The 19,314-nt window shown below is 62.9% G+C and carries 17 protein-coding genes and 1 pseudogene; 17 read left to right on the forward strand and 1 reads right to left on the reverse strand.

Annotated features, from left to right (window positions below; translation table 11 throughout):
* Nucleotides 1-6 precede the first annotated feature (6 nt).
* Nucleotides 7-999 (forward strand): hypothetical protein, encoded by a 993-nt coding sequence (locus WS96_RS01750; RefSeq protein WP_059830603.1) that lies wholly within the window; start codon nucleotides 7-9, stop codon nucleotides 997-999.
* Between the two features lie 195 nt (nucleotides 1,000-1,194).
* Here WS96_RS01750 and WS96_RS01755 read toward each other — a convergent pair whose 3' ends face one another.
* Nucleotides 1,195-2,211 carry a 1-aminocyclopropane-1-carboxylate deaminase gene (locus WS96_RS01755; protein ID WP_059830194.1) on the reverse strand — a complete coding sequence of 339 codons (1,017 nt, stop codon included), beginning with the start codon at nucleotides 2,209-2,211 and terminating at the stop codon, nucleotides 1,195-1,197.
* Nucleotides 2,212-2,408: 197 nt separating this feature from the next.
* Between WS96_RS01755 and WS96_RS01760 the strand changes: the two genes are divergently transcribed.
* From WS96_RS01760 to WS96_RS34955, 16 genes and pseudogenes are all read left to right on the forward strand, one after another.
* The gene (locus tag WS96_RS01760) at nucleotides 2,409-2,909 is read left to right on the forward strand and encodes an Lrp/AsnC family transcriptional regulator (RefSeq protein WP_059830196.1); all 501 of its coding nucleotides are present in this window, start codon (nucleotides 2,409-2,411) and stop codon (nucleotides 2,907-2,909) included.
* Nucleotides 2,910-3,055: 146 nt separating this feature from the next.
* Complete coding sequence (poxB, locus tag WS96_RS01765) at nucleotides 3,056-4,777, forward strand: ubiquinone-dependent pyruvate dehydrogenase (protein WP_059830198.1); 1,722 nt, start codon at nucleotides 3,056-3,058, stop codon at nucleotides 4,775-4,777.
* Between the two features lie 243 nt (nucleotides 4,778-5,020).
* Nucleotides 5,021-5,623, forward strand: a complete 603-nt coding sequence (locus tag WS96_RS01770; protein WP_059830200.1) for a class I SAM-dependent methyltransferase — start codon at nucleotides 5,021-5,023, stop codon at nucleotides 5,621-5,623.
* Between the two features lie 265 nt (nucleotides 5,624-5,888).
* Entirely contained in the window at nucleotides 5,889-6,383 is a 495-nt protein-coding gene (locus tag WS96_RS01775; protein WP_059501742.1) for an RNA polymerase sigma factor, read from the forward strand.
* A 33-nt stretch (nucleotides 6,384-6,416) separates the two neighbouring features.
* Nucleotides 6,417-7,439, forward strand: a complete 1,023-nt coding sequence (locus WS96_RS01780) for a FecR family protein (protein WP_156443545.1) — start codon at nucleotides 6,417-6,419, stop codon at nucleotides 7,437-7,439.
* A gap of 190 nt (nucleotides 7,440-7,629) precedes the next feature.
* Nucleotides 7,630-9,927 carry a TonB-dependent siderophore receptor gene (locus WS96_RS01785; protein ID WP_082720152.1) on the forward strand — a complete coding sequence of 766 codons (2,298 nt, stop codon included), beginning with the start codon at nucleotides 7,630-7,632 and terminating at the stop codon, nucleotides 9,925-9,927.
* A 503-nt stretch (nucleotides 9,928-10,430) separates the two neighbouring features.
* Nucleotides 10,431-10,748, forward strand: coding sequence for an H-NS histone family protein (locus tag WS96_RS01790; RefSeq protein ID WP_059830206.1), 318 nt, complete (start codon nucleotides 10,431-10,433; stop codon nucleotides 10,746-10,748).
* Nucleotides 10,749-10,909: 161 nt separating this feature from the next.
* Entirely contained in the window at nucleotides 10,910-11,140 is a 231-nt protein-coding gene (locus tag WS96_RS01795) for a hypothetical protein (RefSeq protein WP_156443546.1), read from the forward strand.
* Between the two features lie 89 nt (nucleotides 11,141-11,229).
* The gene (locus WS96_RS01800; protein ID WP_059830210.1) at nucleotides 11,230-11,997 is read left to right on the forward strand and encodes a DUF1120 domain-containing protein; all 768 of its coding nucleotides are present in this window, start codon (nucleotides 11,230-11,232) and stop codon (nucleotides 11,995-11,997) included.
* A gap of 33 nt (nucleotides 11,998-12,030) precedes the next feature.
* Nucleotides 12,031-12,750, forward strand: a complete 720-nt coding sequence (locus WS96_RS01805) for a DUF1120 domain-containing protein (RefSeq protein WP_059830212.1) — start codon at nucleotides 12,031-12,033, stop codon at nucleotides 12,748-12,750.
* Nucleotides 12,751-12,811: 61 nt separating this feature from the next.
* Nucleotides 12,812-13,573: a fimbria/pilus chaperone family protein gene (locus tag WS96_RS34300; RefSeq protein ID WP_257127911.1), complete on the forward strand. Its 762-nt coding sequence runs from the start codon at nucleotides 12,812-12,814 to the stop codon at nucleotides 13,571-13,573.
* 89 nt (nucleotides 13,574-13,662) lie between these two features.
* Entirely contained in the window at nucleotides 13,663-15,996 is a 2,334-nt protein-coding gene (locus tag WS96_RS01815) for a fimbria/pilus outer membrane usher protein (RefSeq protein WP_257127924.1), read from the forward strand.
* Nucleotides 15,997-16,056: 60 nt separating this feature from the next.
* The gene (locus tag WS96_RS01820) at nucleotides 16,057-16,731 is read left to right on the forward strand and encodes a hypothetical protein (protein ID WP_156443548.1); all 675 of its coding nucleotides are present in this window, start codon (nucleotides 16,057-16,059) and stop codon (nucleotides 16,729-16,731) included.
* A gap of 150 nt (nucleotides 16,732-16,881) precedes the next feature.
* Complete coding sequence (locus WS96_RS01825) at nucleotides 16,882-17,511, forward strand: hypothetical protein (RefSeq protein ID WP_156443549.1); 630 nt, start codon at nucleotides 16,882-16,884, stop codon at nucleotides 17,509-17,511.
* 60 nt (nucleotides 17,512-17,571) lie between these two features.
* Nucleotides 17,572-17,982, forward strand: a complete 411-nt coding sequence (locus WS96_RS01830; protein ID WP_156443550.1) for a hypothetical protein — start codon at nucleotides 17,572-17,574, stop codon at nucleotides 17,980-17,982.
* 200 nt (nucleotides 17,983-18,182) lie between these two features.
* Nucleotides 18,183-19,277, forward strand: a pseudogene (locus WS96_RS34955) (S10 family serine carboxypeptidase-like protein); the annotation flags it as partial.
* Nucleotides 19,278-19,314 lie beyond the last annotated feature (37 nt).

The following is a 19,314-nucleotide window of genomic DNA, read 5'->3' on the forward strand; positions in this document are numbered from 1 at the left end:
GCTGTACTGATTGCATTGACCTGCGTTGCGCTGACCGCTTGCGGCGGCGACGACAATTCCTCGCCCGCGGCGTCCGGGGGGGCGGGGACGAGCAACAACGGTGGCGGTGGAACGGGTTCAGGCGGGACGGGTTCAGGCGGCACGGGTTCAGGCGGCACGGGAAGCGGCGGGTCAGGCGGCAGCACGGTGACGCTGCGCTACGAGACGAAGCCTATCGCATCGGACAAGGCGAGTTTCGTGACGCTCGTCAACGGCGAAGGTGCAAAGGGCTATCGCTATCTGGGCGACTACTTTTACTCGGCCGACAATGCGACGGTTTCGATCTTCGTGAACGACGGGACGGCGCCGACCTATACATATCAGCTTCAGGACGCACCGTCCGATGTCGCGAGCTTCGTTACTCAAGCCAACGCGCAGGGCGCGAGCGGTTACCGTTACGACGGCCCGCTATCGTACGGCTACCTCTATCGGAAGGACGGCGGCTCGTCGTCCACCTATTCGTACGTGAGTGCGGCGTTGCCGACCAGCCAAGCCGCGTTTCTTGCGCAGGCAAATGGCCAGGGGCAGTCGGGTTACTGGTTCGTCAGTCCGATGATGGTGGCATCGGGCTCCGGCAATCTGTATATGAAGGACAACGCGTCGAGCGCCACTTACACCTACGAAGCGCTGCCGCAAGCGTCGAATGTGGCTGATCTGGTTGCGCAGGCCAACAGCGAGGGGGCGAAGGGCTTTCGTGCAAAGGGGGCAAACATGTTCGGGAGCGATGTCGCATGGGTCTATGTGAAGGACCAGACGCAGTCGCCCACTTTCGCTTATCAGTCGACCGCAATCCAGACGGCCGGTGCTGCCTTTGTTCAGCAGTCGAATAACCTGGCGGCTCAGGGATACGCGTATCTCAGCGACATCGTGACGGGAGGCGGCAGCGCGTCGTTCTATTTCAAACCGACCAACTGCACGGGCTTCCTGTGCACGACGCTGAATCCGCTCACGCAGAACTGAGCGGGCGCGTCCGGGGCGGCTGCATCGCACGGCGCGTTCCGTCGAACATGCCCCGCGCGCATTGAATCGCGTGCCTCAGGTGCGCCACATCCGTGGCCGCATCTTTTGTCGCCGGCTGGCCGGCGACATTTCATTTCGTACGTGCGTCGGTCGGGCACGCCGGAAACGCCGCGCGCGCAGTCTCGACCGGCGCCGTCAACCGTTGCGGAAGATCTCGTTGTACGCGCTCAACGCCGGCGCCCCGCCAAGATGCGCGTACAGCACCTTCGACCCCGGCTCGAATTCCCCGCGCCGCACCTTGTCGATCATCCCGTGCATCGATTTCCCTTCATAGACGGGATCGGTCAACATCCCTTCCAGTCGGGCGCACAGGCGAATCGCTTCCAGCGTGCCGTCGCTCGGCAAGCCGTACTCGGGTCCGCCGTACCGCGTATCGAGCACGACATCCCGTTCGACGATATCGCGGCCGAGCCCGACCAGTTCGGCCGTATGCCGCGCGATGCGCGTGATCTGTTCGCGCGTCTGCTCCGGCTTCGCCGACGCATCGATACCGATCACACGATCCGCGCGCCCGTCGGCCGCGAAGCCGACGACCATGCCGGCCTGCGTGCTGCCCGTCACCGAGCAGACGACGACGTAATCGAACTTGAACCCGAGTGCCGCTTCTTGCGCACGCACCTCCTCGGCGAAGCCGACGAATCCGAGCCCGCCGAGCGGATGCTCGGAGCAGCCGGCCGGAATCGGATACGGCTTGCCGCCCGCCTGCCGCACGCTCTCCATCGCTTCTTCCCAACTGCGGCGAATGCCGATGTCGAAGCCGTCGGACACGAGCCGCACGTCGGCGCCCATCATCCGGGACAACTGGATGTTGCCGACCCGGTCGTATACCGGATCTTCGTAGTTGACCCAGTGTTCCTGCACGAGCACGCACTTCATCCCGAGATGCGCGGCGACGGCCGCCACCTGGCGCGTCTGGTTCGACTGCACGCCGCCGATCGACACGAGCGTATCGGCGCCCTGCGCGAGCGCGTCGGGAACGAGATATTCGAGCTTGCGGGTCTTGTTGCCGCCGAACGCGAGACCGCTGTTGCAGTCCTCGCGCTTCGCATACAGCTCGACCTTGCCGCCGAGGTGCGCGCTCAGGCGCTCGAGTGGCTGGATGGGTGTCGGGCCGAACGTCAGCGGATAGCGGGGGAAGCGTTGCAGGTTCATCGGCGGGGCTCCGGAAAGGGGGAACAAGACGGGAAAGCGGATCGTTCGGGCGCTGCCGGCAGGCCGGGCTCCGATGCAAAAAATGATAGGCACAAGCGCGGGAAATGAGCTTGCGAAATGAATTGTGTCGACCTACGTTATCGACGATATGAATGCAGCTTGAGCAATTTCGATTCGTCGAAATGGGAGTTGACGCAATGAAATTAGATGGCGGCAGTGCATCGCGAGCCGACGCCGCACCGACGCTCGACCGTATCGACCGCGCGATCCTGCGGCAACTTCAGCAGGATGCGTCGATCTCGAACGTGAGCCTCGCGGCGAAAGTGAAGTTGAGCGCGCCGGCGTGCCTGCGGCGCGTCGAGCGGCTCAAGGAAATGGGGCTGATCCGCGGCATCGTCGCGTTGCTCGAACCGAAGCCGCTCGGCGCCGGGATGCTGGTCGTGATCGGCTTCGTACTCGATCGCTCGACGCCGGAAGCGTTCGCCGCGTTCGAGAAGGCGGCGCAGAAAGTGTCGGGGTGTGTCGAATGCCACGTCGTGACGGGAGAATTCGACTACTTCATGCTGGTGCGCACACGCGACAACGACAGCTTCAACCGGCTGCATGCCGAGCAGTTGCTTTACTTGCCGGGCGTGCGGCAGGTGCGCTCGTTCATGGTGCTCAAGGAAATCCTGTCGACGCATGCGTTGCCGCTGTAGCGCGGCAGGACGGCGGGTTGCGCGTCGGTCGTCCGTGCGGAACGAATCGCGATTGCACCGTTCATACGCGGGTTCGCATCCTTGACTATCATGCGCCGATGCAGGGCAGATGCTGCATGTCGCGACAACCCAACCGTGAGGGCATCATGGCAAGACAGACGATGGCGGAATATCTGGCGAAGACGCTTGCAGCTGCGGGCGTCGAGCGCATCTGGGGCGTGACGGGCGACAGCCTGAACGGCCTGTCGTTCAGCTTGAGCCAGATCGGCTCGATCCGCTGGATGCACACGCGGCACGAGGAGAGTGCGGCGTTCGCGGCCGGCGCCGATGCGGCCTCCACCAGGCGGCTCGCGGTGTGCGCGGGCAGTTGCGGCCCCGGCAACCTGCACCTGATCAACGGGTTGTACGACTGCCACCGCAACCACCAGCCCGTGCTCGCGATCGCCGCGCACATTCCGTCCACGGAGATCGGCCTCGGCTACTTCCAGGAAACCCATCCGCAGGAGCTGTTCCGCGAGTGCAGCCACTTCGCCGAACTCGTGACGAACGCGTCGCAGTTCCCGCGCGTGCTGGCGCGCGCGATGCGCACCGCGATCGACGAGCGCGGCGTGGCGGTGATCGTGCTGCCGGGCGATATCGCGCTCGGCGACGGTCCGGACGAAGCGCCGGCGTGGAGCGAAGCGGCGCCGCCGTCGATCCTGCCGGCCGATGCCGATCTCGACCGGCTTGCGGCGCTGCTCAACGGGTCCGACGCGGTCACGCTGCTGTGCGGCAGCGGCACGCAGGGCGCGCACGACGAAGTGGTCGCGCTGGCCGATACGCTCGGCGCGCCGGTCGTGCACGCGCTGCGCGGCAAGCAATTCGTCGAATGGGACAACCCGTTCGACGTCGGAATGACCGGGCTGATCGGTTTCAGCTCCGGCTATCACGCGATGGAATCGTGCGACACGCTGCTGATGCTCGGCACGGATTTCCCGTACCGGCCGTTTTATCCGACCCATGCGAAGATCGCGCAGATCGACTGGAAGGGCTCGCAGCTCGGCCATCGCGCACCGCTCGCGCTCGGGCTCGTCGGCACCGTGAAGGAAACGATCGCGGCGTTGTTGCCGCGGCTCACGCGCAAGACGCAGCGGCGTTTCCTCGAGAATGCGCTGAAGCATTACGCGGCCGCGCGCAAGGGGCTCGACGATCTCGCGGTGGCCGAGCCGCCGGGCCGCGCGATCCATCCGCAGTACCTGACGAAGATCGTCGACGAGGTCGCGGCCGACGACGCGATCTTCACGGCCGACGTCGGCACGCCGACACTCTGGGCCGCGCGCTACCTGACGATGAACGGCAAGCGGCAACTGCACGGCTCGTTCAACCACGGGTCGATGGCGAATGCGATGCCGCAGGCGCTCGGCGCGCAGGGCGCGCATCCGGGGCGGCAGGTCGTGTCGCTGTCGGGCGACGGCGGGCTGTCGATGCTGCTCGGCGATTTGCTGAGCGCACGCCAGTTGAAGCTGCCGATCAAGGTCGTCGTGTACAACAACAGCCTGCTCGGCTTCGTGTCGATGGAGCTGAAGGCGGCCGGCTATCTCGACACGAACGTCGACCTGAGCCCGACCGACTTCGCGGCGATCGCGAAGGGCGCCGGTATTTTCAGCGTGCGCGTCGAGCATTCGGAGAACGTCGAGCACGCGTTGCGCACGGCGTTCGAGCATGACGGGCCGGCCGTGGTCGACGTCGTCACGTCGAAGTACGAGCTCGCGATGCCGCCGAAGATCGAGCTCGCGCATGCGAAGGGCTTCAGCCTGTTCATGTTGCGCGCGATCCTCAGTGGGCGCGGCGACGAGATCGTCGAGCTGGCGCGAACGAATTTGCGGTGAGAGGGCGGCGCAAGCGGGACGGGCGCGCGCCGCCGATCCGGCACGAATTGATCGGGTAAATCAGGGACAATCTTCACGTCGCCTTAAGTTTGCTTTTCCTAAAATCGATTGGATCGCTGCGCCCTGCGGCGGATCGATTCGTTCCAGGAGGATGCGCATGCTCAAGCCCCGTGTCGCCGCAGCCCTGTTCCATGAAGTCGTCGACATGTCGAAGTCGACGGCGCAACCGCTCGAGGCGCGCCAATGACGTGGCCGAACGCGTGGCGTGTCTCGGCGCTGTTCGTGCGCGAGTGGGTCGATCGTCCGGCCTTGGTGGGCGCGTTGTGCCCCAGTTCGCGGCACCTGGCGCGCGAGATGGCCGATGCAGTGCCGGACGGCGACGGGCTGGTCGTCGAACTCGGCGGCGGCACCGGCGCGATCACCGCGGCGTTGCTCCAGCGCGGCGTCGCGCCACAGCGCCTCGTCGTGGTCGAACGCTCGCCCGCGTTCGTGCAGCACCTGCGACGACGTTTTCCGGGCATCTCGATCGTTTTGGGCGATGCGCGGCAGCTCGAGCGGTTGCTGCCGTCCGATGCTCGCGTCGATGCGATCGTCTCATGCCTGCCGCTGCGCACGCTGCCGCGTGAAGACGTGGCGGTGATCGTTGATCAATGCCGTCGTGTGCTGTGGGCCGACGGTGTGATGATTCAGTTCACGTACGATTTGCGGCCGCCTGGCCGTCATCCGCTCGGCGATTCGGCATTCGTTGCCTGCAATAGCCGGATCGTCTGGGCAAATTTTCCGCCTGCGCGCATCGTGACCGTGCGCAATGCGGCTACCGAAACATCGACACTCGTCGAGTATTGACTCGTGATGTCGTGCATTGGGCCGTGCGCGGTCAAATCCGGCGTCGAATTAAATGTTTTCTGAATTGACCGGACTGCCTCGATTCGAATCGTCAAAGCCAATTTTCAATTGTTGACAGTGATGGATGAGTCTTGTGAGAGAATTCAGTACGCATGGCGTAAGGTTTTGACGCGATATTCTCCATATGTACTCGCGGTTAAAAAGGGGCGGGGTCGCTCGGGATTTTCGGCGCCCCATGACATTCGACTGACGAACGGGGCGATAAATGTCTGGCGTGCTGGACGAGCTTCTGCGAGGCTACAGCGACCTGCGCCGCTATCTTTCCAGGCGGCTGAGCAGCGACGACGCTGCCGATCTTGCGCAGGCTTCGTTCGAGGTGGCGCTTCGCTACGCTCAGCAGAACGAAGTGCGGTCGCCGGCTGCGCTGATGTTCCATGTTTCGAATAATTTGCAGATCGATGCGGCGCGACGCCGCCGATTTTTCCCCCAGCAATTGTGCGAAGACGTCGGCGACGAAGGCATTGACCGGCTCGTGCGTTCCGATGTGACGCCGGAGCGCGAATGCATCGCGCGCGAGTCTCTCGATCAGGTGACGCGGGCGCTGGACGGGTTGCCGCCCCGCTGCCGCGAAGCCTTCGTGCTTTGCAAGCTGCATGGCCTTTCGTACGAAGAGGCAGCGCAGGAAATGGACATCAGTCCGACCGTCATCAAGAAGTACCTGGTTCAGGCAATGAAAGCGTGTCGGGACGCTGTGCTATAACTGCGCAATCGCGCGCATTGCACGGGGCCGCCGTTGACAGTCGACATGCCACTTACCCAGGCCGAGATAGACAAAGCCGATGACTTGCTCGTTTCGCTGACGTTCGGTAGCGACGCGGAGAAGTCGCGCGCGCAAATCGAGCTTGAATCGTGGGCGGGCAATCATCCGGAACGGCGCCAGTACCTGGCCGATCATCATGCGGCGGAGCGCGTCGTCGACGCGTTGAGCGACGACCTCGGCCGACGGTACAAGCGGCACGTCGGTCCCGCCGTCCACCCTCCTGCCCGTGCCGAAGAGCGAATCTCCCAGCCCGTGCCGAGCGGCCGGCGCACGGGCGTTCGCGTAGCGACCTATGGCGCCGCGCTCGCATTGTTCGGCGCAATTTCGACGCTCTGGATCGTCAACCCGATCCTGACGAGCCAGCACCTGCGAACCTCGATCGGCGAGCACGTCGATGTCGCACTCGCCGACGGCAGTCACGTTACGCTCAATACCGATACGGAAGTGATCTTCGTGAACCGGCTCCGCTCGCGCGATGCGACGGTTCAACGGGGCGAGGCGCTGTTTTCGGTTGCCCATAGCCTGGTGCGGTCGTTCGACGTGTCGGTGGGCACGGCCAACGTCCGGGATATCGGCACGCGCTTCACGGTGCGGAAAATGACCGATGGCGTGGACGTTGCGGTGCTGGAAGGCCGGGTCGAGCTGACCGCGTCCGCCGGCGCCGCGCCGGTGCCGTTGCAGGCTGGTCAGGCCGCACGCGCCGATCGCGTGGGGAACGTCGAACTGCAGGACCAGCAGCAGTTCGATGCGATGGTCGGCTGGAAGGACAACCGTCTGCAATTCAACGGGACGCCGTTGCGGGACGTCGTCCACGAAGTGCAGCGCTATCGCAAGCAGCCGATCGTGCTCGCCGATGCACGGGTGGGCGACTATCGCGTGACGGGCGGGTTTTCCAGTGCGGACCCCGACTTGCTGTTGAAGACGTTGTCGAGCGTCGTGCCGGTGACCGTCGACATTCAGCCGGCCGGTACGGCCGTGATTGCGTCGCGTCGTTGATACGCTCGGCGGCCTGCGTCGTCTGATCGCCCGGGTGCGGACTGCCGCTATCGAAGGCGGCTGTGGGTAAAAATAATGGCAGGCTGCCGACTGGTCCCTTCCTGCGTCTCGTTCGCCTCGTCGACAAAGACGGGCGTGGCGCGTGTGTCGCGTCGATCAGGTGCAAAGGGACGAAGTGGGGCGGGCGAGCATGGGAAAAACAGGAGCGGGTAACAGGATGGGGGTACGGGCGCGCGTCGCTGCCGCACTGTGGATACTGTTCAGTTCGCCGCTCCATGCTCAATCGGCCGTCGACCTGCCCGCCCAGCCGCTGAGCAGTGCACTGGTCCGTCTGGCGAGCGCCATGGGCGTCAACATTCTCGCGCCCGACCAGCTCGTTGCGGGCCGGCAAGCGCCGGCCGTATCGGGGCAAATGTCCTTGCGCGACGCGCTCGATCGCCTGTTGGCCGGCACCGGACTGAAAGCCGTGGCACGCGGCGACAAGACTTATGTGATCGAGGCGTCGTCTTCGGCGCCGCAATCGGCGCTGCCGGAGTCGACCGATTCCGTGTTGCCGGCGATCGAGGTCAATGCGAGCGCGATTTCCGACGCGCCGGGCTTCGTGAGCGAATCGTCGAGCGCGGCGACTCGCACCGACACCCCCATCGCGCTGCTTCCGCAGTCGATTCAGATTCTGAACCGGAAGTTGCTCGAGAGTCAGGGTACGCAGTCGGTATCCGATGCGCTCGCTTATCTCGGCGGCGTGACGACGAGCAATTACGGCGGCGTCCAGGCCCAGGCGACCGTCCGCGGATTCAATGCGCCGGTGACGGTCAACGGTCTGCCGACGGCGCTCGGGCTGGGTTCGCAGGTCGCCGGCGCGTTGAGCATCCCGATCGACGGCATCGAGAAGGTCGAGGTGCTCAGGGGCGCGGACTCCATTCTGGCCGGCGCGATGGATCCGGGCGGGATCGTCAACGTCGTCACCAAGCAGCCGACCGGGAAGTCGGTGCGCGAGGTGACGATGCAGGTCGGCTCGTTCGGGGACTGGAAGCAGGCGATCGACCTGGGTGGCCCGTTCGGCGGCGACAAGCGCCTGACTTATCGTTTTGTCCTGTCGGCCGAGAGAACCGGCGAGAGCGCGTATGGATACGATGGCGCCAAATCCCTCTACGTGGCACCGTCGGTGAGCTGGAAATCGGCGGGCGCATCGATCGTCATCGGCTACCGTCATCAGGTGCAGGACGTGCCGCTCAATGCGACGACGCTGTTCGGCCCTGACGGGTCTCCGGCGAAAGTGTCCTTGCCGACGGCCCAGCCTGGCGGGACGCTCGTCCAGTCGGACGACGTCGACGTCGATTTCAGGCATCGATTCAACGAGGTCTACTCGATCGAAAGTCGCACCGTTTATTCGCGCTATATCGAGAAATATTCGAATACCGGATACTGGCCGGCATCTTTTGCTTCGACGCCCGACTCGGCCTATTTCAATGCACTGGCCGGCGACCACCATGTATTCAATGTATTGACCGACAACAACCTGAATGCCCGATTCTCGACCGGCCCCGTCAAGCACGTGGTACTCGCCGGGTTCCAGTATTCGGTGAACTGGGAAAGTTCAAGTGCCCCCGCCGGTGACGGCAGTTTTCCCGCGGCGCCATTTCCGAGCCCGGTATTGCCTCCCTATAACGGGTCGTTCGTCTACAACGATCCCGGGAAAAATTACTTCAGCAACACGTATCTGCAAGATCAATTGTCGTGGGGGCGGCTGCATGTGACGGCGAGCGTCGCCTATGGGAAGTCGCAGACGCCCGCAGCGGCATCCCAGCATGCGTGGTTGCCCAATTTCGGCGTGCTTTACGAGCTGACGGACACCTTGTCTGTCTACGCGAGCTCGATGCGCAGCTTCTATCCGCGACACGGTTATGCGTTGACGACGGGCGGGACGCCGCCGCCGTATTCGGGACGTTCCGTCGAGGCGGGCCTGAAGCTGAATCTGCTCGACGATCGCCTGGCGTTGACCGCGGACGTGTTTCGAACCGAGTCGGCAACCGTCGTTCAGCAAATTCCGGGTACCGGCTTCGTCGATCTGCAAAGTGGACAGGTGACCCGCGGTGTCGAGGCCGGCGCAACGGGGCGGTTGTTGCCCGGCCTCAACCTCAATGCGAGCTACGCCTACAATGCCGTGCAAAGCGGCCCGGGTCTGCCGCGTCACGCGGGTTCGTTGTGGCTGACCTACGACCTTCAGGGCGAACGGTTGAAGGGCTGGGGCGGGGGCATCGGCGTGCTCGCGCGTACCGAAACATTCGTCCGGGAAGGCAGTGGCAATCGCTTGCCGGGGCAGGCTCAAACCGACTTCGGCATCTGGTATCGGGCGAAGCACTGGTCCACCACGCTCAGCGTCAAGAACGTATTCGATCGCGTGCTCTACCAGTCCGGTGCAACGACCAATCAAGCGTTTCTGCAGCCGGGCAGGCTGGTCTATCTGACGGCACGCCGCGACATCTAGGCTCGGCGCCTTCCGTACCGGCAACCGGCCGCAACGGTATCGTGCCGCGCGGCATCGATGCCGAATGCCCACCGGGAGCAGCAGTCTCGGCTCGGACCGAGGAAGACGGCAGTCATGAAAATATAAAAGCACAATCACTGTCGGGGGATCGATAGAGATTTTTGCAACAAATCGACTGGTCCGTTTTCCTGCGTCGTTCGCCTTTGCATACAGAGACGACGAAACGACTTCGTATGGCAATCGATAGTTGGCTCGTCACGCCGGCTGGGCGTTCGTACGGCATCAGCGTATGTCCGATCGCGAGCGGAGCGTCCCCGTCGGCGAACTCGGCAAGGCAGTGAGGTGGCGTTGGCATCGATTCGAAGCGTGAAGCTCCATGTCGATCGATATGGATTCCTGATTGTATGGGGCGGCGATGACACGTCGGTGATTCGGATCGTCATTCTGTCAAGGATTTAGTCAAACACTGAAGTCCGGAGCAGAGGCATAGGGTCGGGCGTGCGATGGATAAATTCACCAGATATATACAGAGGAAATGTGAGCTGGAGGCGCAGATCGCCAGGGACCGTGCGCTGGTCCGCGACGAGATTCTCATTGAAATCATGCTTGCGATCGAAGAATTCAACTTCGAATCGAACGAGCTTTTTCCTGGCGGAAAGAAGCGAAAAATCAAGCCGAAATACTTCGATCCACAAAGCGGGGCGGTGTGGAGTGGACGAGGGCGCGAGCCGCTCTGGTTGAAAGGCAAGAACAGGCGAGATTTCGAGCTCGAATCGACGGAGGGGGCGTGGAACGGCGTAGCGGGAGGCGGTTGCGAATAATGCCGCCGCAGTTCCCGGTGCATCGAGACGTCGAGGTTCATACAGCTTTGGCCGTGTCCGGTAATCCTCGTGACCGGACACTTTGCGCATCATCACCCCGCATGCGCACTTTTTATTCTGAAAGACGGAGATGGGTGGCGGACGCTATTGAGGAATGAGACGTGAGTACATTTCGGGAAGTCAGAATCCAGGCGTTGCAACAGGCATTGATGGACGAAGCACGAGGATTTTGGATCGACAACGAAGTGGCGGAAAGCGTGATCGCCAAACTCGACAACGTGACGCTGGCTGCAAAGATATCGATCGTCAATCGGAGATCGATATTCATGGAGAGAGACGAATTGCCGAATCGATCTGGTCTGAATGGCGACGCGTCGAACTCGTCGTCGTGACACGAAACTGATTATTTCAAGGAGGTGGACGGATTTCATTGATGGTTTTTTCCGGATGAACAAATTTGATCGACATGTGGAAGGTTGAAATGAAACTCAACAAGAAATTCACCCTGTTTGCGGCCATTTCGCTGCTCGCAAGCGCATCGACGGCTTTCGCCGCATCTTCGGGGACGCCGGTTGCATCGTCGGCAACGGGCACGCTCGCCGTGACCGGGGCGCTCGTTCCCGGGACCTGCAGCGTCACCTTGCAAGGCGGCGGCAAAGCCGATTTCGGCACCATCAGCAGCACGTCGCTGAATGCTTCGTCGACGACCGGTACCGCACTGCCGACGTCGGCTGCGATTCCGATGACCGTGTCCTGTACGGCGCCCACGCAGATCGCATTCCGGGTCTTGGACAATCGCGCTGCCAGCCTGGCAAGCATTACGTCTGGCAGCAATGTGACGTTGCAACTGAACAGCGGCACTGTTGCGAAATGCGCGTCCTCGTGCGCGCGCTATCTGGCCTACGGTCTCGGTACGGTCAGCGGCACGACCACTGCCGTGGGCGTGTACTCGATCACCGCGGACACGTTTGCAGTCGATGGAACCGCGGGTGCGGCTGCGGCGACCTACGGCGCCGACAGCAAGGGCAACTTCGGTCCTTACTCGGCAGCGACCACCGTTCAGGCGTATTCGCAACCGAGCGGGTACTGGACCTGGGTTTCGAGCGTGAGCGCGACTGCACCGACGATGGGTCAGGTGTTTACGGCCAATCTGTATGTCACGCCGACGATCAACAACATCAGCGCCCTTCCGTTGAACACGAATATCCCGCTCGACGGCAACGCGACCGTCACGATTTTCTATATCTGATGTTCGGGCGTGACACATTAGCTTGAGGACGACATGAAAAAACGAATCATCGAAGCGGCGCTTGCTGGCGCCGCACTGAGCCTGGCCAGCGCATCGTTTGCCGGTTCGCCCGTTCCCGGCCCGACCGCGACGCTGACGGTGACGGGCACGATCACGCCGCCGTCGTGCACGCTGTCGCTCGGCGCGAACGGCACGGCGGCATTCGGCACGACGCCGCTGAGCAGCATCTCCAACAATGCGACCGGCACCGTGCTGACGAACCCGCAGACGGTTCCGCTGACGATCACCTGTACCGGCAATACGCAGGTCGCATTCGGCGTCAAGGACAACCGCGCAACCAGCGTGGTGAGCGGGCTGACGGCCAACTGGGCGTCGGGCATCGCCGCGGGTACGACGAGCGCAACGAACTCGTTCGGTCTCGGCCAGGCGAGCTCGAGGAACATCGGCGCGTACACGCTGACGGCCAATACGTTCGCCGTGGACGGTACGACCAAGACGCCCGCTACGATCACCAAGGCGAACGAGACGCTGGCGCCGGCGGCATCGACGTCGGCGGGCCTGGTCGTGAACCCGAGCGACGCCACCAACCTGCTCACGTGGGCGGACAGCACGTCGTCGACGGCGGCATCGACCGGTTCGGCGTTCACTGCAAACATCGTCGTTACGCCGACGGTGAACCAGTCGAGCGCACTGCCGACGAGCGGCAACATCACGTTCGACGGTAGCGCGACGTTCACGGTGTATTACCTGTAAGGGCTTCGAGGCGCCGTCTCGCCGGCGCCTCGTCTTCAAGATGTGTTTTCTCGTGCTTATCATGAAAAACAGGATTACTAATAAATATGGCATGCCGATTCTCGCCAGCCTCGCGCTGTTAAGCACGACAAGCCATGCAGACAACCTCAAGCTCGAGTCCTCGGTGGTACTGGTCGATGCAGGAAAGGGGGAGGCGTCGCTTGGCGTGCTCAACAACGACAAAGGCCCGTTGCTGATGGTGACGCGCCTGGAGAAGATCCCGGAAGAACCGGTGCAGCGTCTGACCGTCACCCCGCCGGTCGCACGGGTCGAGCCGGGCGATACGCAGGTCGTCCGGTTCTTTCTGGCCAGCCAGGATGACATCAAGGTCGAGCACCTCGAGCGCGTGAGCTTCGAGGGCGTGCCGCCCAAGGACGACAACTCCGTCCACATCGCGATCAGGCAGAACATTCCCGTGATCATCCGGCCCAAAAATCTGGCCCGGAATGACGAGCCGTGGAAGCTGCTGACATGGTCGCGCACCGCATCCGGATTTTCGGTGAAGAATCCCGGCCCGTACGTCGTGCGCATGGCGCAAGCCGCGACGCTTCTGCCAAGCAAGACCGCGGTTGCATTGCCCCGGACCTACATCCTGCCGGGAGAGACGCTCGATATCAAGACGAAAGCGCCGAGCGCGTCGGATACGGACATCGAAATCAGTCCGGCTTCGCTATACGGCTACATCGTCGGCAAGTATCCGGCGAAGATCGGTCCGTCCGCGTCCGGCGCGCCGACCGCGTCGACGGGCGCGAACTCCGCCATGGCCACGAGCACTCCTCAATAACAAACCGGCGGCCCATCACCTCCATGCAATACCCAGAATGCTTCCCGAAGCGGACGCTGACGCGCTGCATCCTGCTCGGACTCGGTGCGATGTCCGCGGCGCATGCGGCCGACACGAAATTCGACGTGGACACGCTCAAGTCGATGGGTATCTCGCCGGCCGTGGCGGACTACTACAGCGCCGAGCCGCGGTTTCCGTCCGGCGCGAACGCGGTCGTACTGATCGTCAACGGGATGAGGATGGCGACGACAACGGTGCAGTTCGATCAGAACGGCGTACCGTGCCTGACGCACGAAGTGCTCGATCGCGCCAACGTCGAGTGGCCAGGACGCGAAGCGGCGACGGCCTGTGTGAACCTCAAATCGGTATATCCGGATGCGGTCGCGACGCCGAAGCCGTCGCAGAACACGCTCGAATTGCTCGTGCCGCCGGAAGCGGTGCGCTCGCGGGACCCCGCGCCCGTCTACGGGCAAGGCGGCCGGGGCGCGATGCTGAACTACAACCTGTTCACGGTTCGCACGCAGGCACCCGGCTCGCATACCAACACGTATTACGCAGACACGACGTTCGGTTTCAACGCGGGCGACTGGCTGTTTCGAAGCCACGAAATCTACTCGGGGCAGGACGGCAAGAGTCAGTTCCAGCATCAGGAAGCCTATATCCAGCGCACGTTCACGCAATACAAGTCGACGTTTCAGGCAGGCCAACTGAGTCTGCGCAGCAATCTGTTTTCCGCGCCGCTGTTTACCGGCGTGCAGTTTTTCCCCGAAATGCAGCTCGGCGAAGACAGCAGCACGAGCGTCTCGGGCATCGCGCAGACGCCATCGAGGGTCGAGGTGCGGCAAGCCGGGGTGCTGATCTATTCGACGCTGGTTCCGTCCGGGCCGTTTACGCTGAACCGGCTGCCGCTGATCAACGGCAGTTCGGACCTGCAGGTCACCGTGATCGAGGCCAACGGTTCTCGGCACGGGTTCATGGTGCCTGCCGCGTCTTTCGCCAACAATTTCGTCTCGCCGGAGAAGGGCGTGTCGTTCGCGGTGGGCAAGCCGCGAACGATTGGCGGCGACGTCTCCTATCTGCGGAGCAACTGGTTCGTGACTGCGACGGACGTGATGCCGCTGCCGCACATCCACGCGAACCTGACCACGGGCCTGCTGGTGGGGCAAGATTATCGGTCGATCGGGCTGGCGGTGGACGGTTCGCCGACGCGGCGCGTTCGCGCGTACGTGCGCTCGGTATTCGCGGACGACGCGCGCATCGACCACAAGGGCTTCAAGGGACAGTCGGGGATCAGCGCGATCCTGACCGACGCGATGGCGCTCAGCGCATCGGTGACGCATCAGACTCGCGGTTACCGCGAACTGGCCGATTCGCCGAGCTATCTCGACCTGTACTACGCGAACACGAAAGACACGTTCAATGCCACGGTGTCCTATTCGACGCGGAATTTCGGTGGATTCAGCGCTGGCTACACGCGCATTGCCAGTTTCGACGGTTCGAACAGCAACCGCGCGCTGCTCAGCTGGAACAAGAATTTCAAGAAAGTGTCGGTGTCGGTGAGCGCGGATATCGGTTCCGGGCGCGGCATGTCGAACCTGTACTACGCGAACATCAGCTTCCCGATCGGCGACAACGCCGGATACGTGTCGGCCAACGCGTTCCGCACCGGCGACCAGACGCAGGCGGGCGTCACCTACGACCAGCAGGTCAACGACTACTTCGGCTACAACGTGGCTGCGGCGACGCAGGCACCTGGCGGGCATCAGAACTACAGCGCAAGCGTTCGCGTGCTGCCCAAGTACACGCAGTTCGGCGCAACGGCCACTGCGACAAGCGACAGCGCGCAGTCCTATTCGGCAAGCCTGACCGGCGGCATTGCGTTCGACGGCATGCATCCGCTGTTCTCGCCCTATGCGATCGGCGATACCTATGCGGTCATGCAGGCAGGCGACCTGTCGGGTGCGCGCATCGTCACGCCGGCGGGCCCGGTATGGACGGACTATTCGGGGCGCGCCGTCGCGCCCAACCTGACGCCGTATCGCAACAGCCGTCTCGAGCTTGGCGTCGACGGGCTGCCGCGAAACGTGGAGGTGAAGGACGCCGTCAACGTGCTCGACGCGGGGCGCGGTTCGATCGGCCGTGTGGCGTTCAAGGCGGTACGCATCCGTCGTCTTCTGCTGACGGTGCGCGATGCCCAAGGCAAGTCGCTCGAAGGGGCGAGCGTGCTGGCGCCGGACGGGCGGTTCCTGACGATCGTCGGCCCCGAAAGCAAATTGTTCGTCGACGCCGACCAATTCGCAAGCGGCGCGCTTCAGGTCAAGCCCGAAACCGGGCCGGCGTGCTTCATTCACTTCAAGCCGAATGCGCATCCGGTTGACGACGCGATCTACGAGACCGCGTCGACCGTCTGCGCGGGGAACTGATTCATGTCGAATCTATCGAGTACGAGCCGAACGCTGGTCGCGACAGTGATCGCGTGTTGCATGACGCCGGCGCACGCCGGCTTGCCGTTGCCGGGCCAGCCGTTCAATCAGGGTATGCCCGTCGTGCCGGGTCAGGCGCTCTCGCCAGGTCACGTTATGGCGCCGGGCAGGAATATCACGTCATTCAACAAGGGGCCGCTCGGGCGTATCGGGCAAGCGATCGGTACGCCGGGGAACGCATTGTCCGAATGTGTGCTGACGCTGAGCAGCGCGAAGATCGATTTCGGGCGCTACAACAGCGGAGCAGCGGCAAATGCGGCACCCGGCACGCAGATTCCGATCGGCACCCGGGGGACGAATCTGCAGGTTGCCTGCCCGCAGCCCGGGTATGTCGCGATCACGTTGCACGGGCAGACGCGTCCGGACGGGGCTCGATATGCGTTCGGGCAGTCGGGGGACGTGACCGTTACCGCACGTTCGGCACAAGCCGACGGGCGGACGATTCGCGTCGGGCTGGTCGACACGCCCGGACAGGTTCCGCAGACCTGGCAGGACGAAGTGAAGTGGCTGCCGGGGAAGACGCTGGTGCTGGGCGAGCCGAACGTTGCGCCGTTCAGCCAGGCGAGCGTTCAGCTGACCGTCGACGCGAATCTCGACTCGGCCAAGGCGCATCCGACCGGTGCGCTGTCGCTGACGAATTCGCTTCAATTCAGTCTGTTCCGCTGGGAAAAGTAGCGACGCAACGGCGAGGCAGATTTCGACGGACGGCAACGGATGCATCGAGCGTATTGGGAGAACCGCTATGAAGCCATGTGTCGATGCCTGTCAGCCGGACTGGAACTGCATCCCCGAGGTAATGATCGATCGGAATCCTGGAGAAAATCGGTGACCAATACGCATCGCTATTCGACGGCGATCATGTCGGACGGACAACGCATCCTCGACGTCATCGAGCCGGGCCGAGCTTGCGAGCCGGCCGGATTGGCCGGTCAACTCGGCATGAGAACCTCGGCGGTTCGGGCGTGGTTGGAACACTGGGTCGCTGCCGGCAAGCTCGAACAAGGCATGTTTCAGAATGCCGACGGCGGCCGCAGGGTGTGCTTCTTTCTTCCTTCGGGCGACACGCCGTTGTGCGCTCACGACGAAGCGCGGCGTGTGGTCGAGGTGCGTGCGCACGACGTACTCGAGGCGATGAAGCCGGGTGTCGGCCATCGTGTCCGGGAAATCGCGACGCGGCACGTGCTGCCGCTACACCGGGCGACGGCGCTGCTCTCCCTGTTGCTCCGGGACGGGCGGGTGATCAGGAAAACGGAGGGCGGAACTCACCGCCGACACGACCTGTACTACGTCGCGGGCACCGAGCCCGATTCCGTCACGCGGAGCGCGGCAACGCCTGCACCGACACATGCGCACGCGACGGCACCGTTGTCCACTCAACCTGCGTACGACGCCGAATATGCCCGCGCGCTGCGATCGCTGCGCGACATCTGCATTGCGAGCCGTGGCCGATCGTAGCCGGTTCGTCGAGAGACGAATGCAATCATTCATGTGAACACGCCTGTCGCGAGGAAACGAATGAGCCGAATTCAACAGCGCCACGGAAGACGTATGGGCGAGCATCTGTTCAATCGCTGGATCGCTGCGGGGCTCTTCAACGGCGATATCGAGAAAGCAGGCGGAAGTACGGCCGACGAACGAAGCCTGATGTGCGACAGGCTGGCCAGCCGGCTGGCCGTCGCGTTTCTCAAGGGCGAGGTCACCTGTGACGCCGGACTTCGTGCGATGGGCAATCTGATCGTCGTTTCGAATACGCACTTGTCTCCGTTTTGTTGGGCGGTTTTCGAGGCATTTGCCGCCGGGATTTATGGTGCGGATGAAATCTCGATATATCTCGATCCGGTTATGACGTTCACGATCCCGCAGATGAAGCAGGCACTTGAGCGCCGCGAGAATGGGCGCGAAACCGGTGCGCGGGCTTCCGGTTAGCGGGCGGGCCAGATCGAATTCCGCCGGGAGAGGTATTTTCCGGCATTGATGGTCGTCGATGTGTTTCGCAATGCTTATTTTGTAGTGGTGTGTTTGATGTTCGTTGTTTTTTAAACATGAAGATCAGGATGGCTATGAAAAAATATGCGCAAATCAAATCGCGATCGGATGATTCAATTTCGAACGGTCGCGCATGGCGTTTGCCGGCCGCGCTGGTGTTGAGCGCCGTGCTGTCGAGCGCATGCGGTGGCGACGACGGTCCGTCGGCCTCGTCGGCCGCGCCGGTCGAAACGCCGACCAACACGCCGACGCTCGCGGCCGACAAGCCGTACTTCGATCCGGTCGCCTACGGCAATCGAGCCGACGATTCGATCACCGATGCCAACGAAGACGGCGCGATAACCCATCACGTCGTGACACTCAACGGGACGCCAATCCAATACACTGCGACGGCCGGCCATCTCGTGACGATCGATCCCCATAGCTCGCAGCCAGACGCGAAAATCTTCTACGTCGCATACACCGCCGACGGCAAGGATGCGAACACGCGTCCAGTCACGTTCTTCTATAACGGCGGGCCGGGTTCCGCCGCGGTCTGGTTGTTGCTCGGCTCCTATGCGCCGAAGCGAATCAAGACCTCGATGCCCGACTACACGCCGCCGGCGCCATACACGATCGAGACAAATCCCGACAGCTTGCTCGACAAGACCGATCTCGTGTTCATCAATCCGGTGGGCACCGGCTATTCGACGGCGATCGCACCGGCGAAGAACAGGAACTTCTGGGGTGTCGATCAGGATGCGTCTTCGCTGAAGCAGTTCATCAAGCGCTACCTGACCGCGAACCAGCGCTGGAACTCGCCGAAATTTCTTTATGGCGAGTCGTACGGTACACCGCGTACCGCCGTGCTTGCGAATGCGCTGCACAGCGACGGCGTCGATCTGAACGGGATCGTGCTGCAATCGTCGATTCTCGATTTCCGCCACAGCGACGATCCGGTCGGCCTGCTACCGACTTACGTCGCCGATGCGTGGTATCACAAGAAGTTCACCGCGCCGACCCAGGCGACGACGCTTGCCGGCGTGATGTCGGAGGCCGCGCAGTTCGCGTCGGGCGACTTCGCGACGCTGGCGAAAGACGCGATCGCCGCGAATGTGGCGGCGACGGCAACACGCTACGACCCGATCCTGTCTGCCGGTATCGATGCGGCTTTCGCGGCGGCGGGCAGCCCATCGTCGATGAAATGGACGGACATCATCGCGTACTTCGAGACGCAACCCAACGCAAGCGTGCTGCTCCAGAAAACGCAGGCGTATTTCGATGCTGCCGACG

It is taken from the genome of Burkholderia sp. MSMB1835 (assembly GCF_001526365.1).
Lineage (GTDB): Bacteria > Pseudomonadota > Gammaproteobacteria > Burkholderiales > Burkholderiaceae > Burkholderia.

Coding starts and splice junctions, on each gene's coding strand:
- WS96_RS01755 (WP_059830194.1), bottom strand. CDS start 2,211: ATGAACCTGCAACGCTTCCCCCGCTATCCGCTGACGTTCGGCCCGACA.
- WS96_RS01760 (WP_059830196.1), top strand. CDS start 2,409: ATGAAATTAGATGGCGGCAGTGCATCGCGAGCCGACGCCGCACCGACG.
- poxB (WP_059830198.1), top strand. CDS start 3,056: ATGGCAAGACAGACGATGGCGGAATATCTGGCGAAGACGCTTGCAGCT.
- WS96_RS01770 (WP_059830200.1), top strand. CDS start 5,021: ATGACGTGGCCGAACGCGTGGCGTGTCTCGGCGCTGTTCGTGCGCGAG.
- WS96_RS01775 (WP_059501742.1), top strand. CDS start 5,889: ATGTCTGGCGTGCTGGACGAGCTTCTGCGAGGCTACAGCGACCTGCGC.
- WS96_RS01785 (WP_082720152.1), top strand. CDS start 7,630: ATGGGAAAAACAGGAGCGGGTAACAGGATGGGGGTACGGGCGCGCGTC.
- WS96_RS01790 (WP_059830206.1), top strand. CDS start 10,431: ATGGATAAATTCACCAGATATATACAGAGGAAATGTGAGCTGGAGGCG.
- WS96_RS01800 (WP_059830210.1), top strand. CDS start 11,230: ATGAAACTCAACAAGAAATTCACCCTGTTTGCGGCCATTTCGCTGCTC.
- WS96_RS01805 (WP_059830212.1), top strand. CDS start 12,031: ATGAAAAAACGAATCATCGAAGCGGCGCTTGCTGGCGCCGCACTGAGC.
- WS96_RS34300 (WP_257127911.1), top strand. CDS start 12,812: ATGAAAAACAGGATTACTAATAAATATGGCATGCCGATTCTCGCCAGC.
- WS96_RS01815 (WP_257127924.1), top strand. CDS start 13,663: ATGTCCGCGGCGCATGCGGCCGACACGAAATTCGACGTGGACACGCTC.
- WS96_RS01820 (WP_156443548.1), top strand. CDS start 16,057: ATGACGCCGGCGCACGCCGGCTTGCCGTTGCCGGGCCAGCCGTTCAAT.
- WS96_RS01830 (WP_156443550.1), top strand. CDS start 17,572: ATGAGCCGAATTCAACAGCGCCACGGAAGACGTATGGGCGAGCATCTG.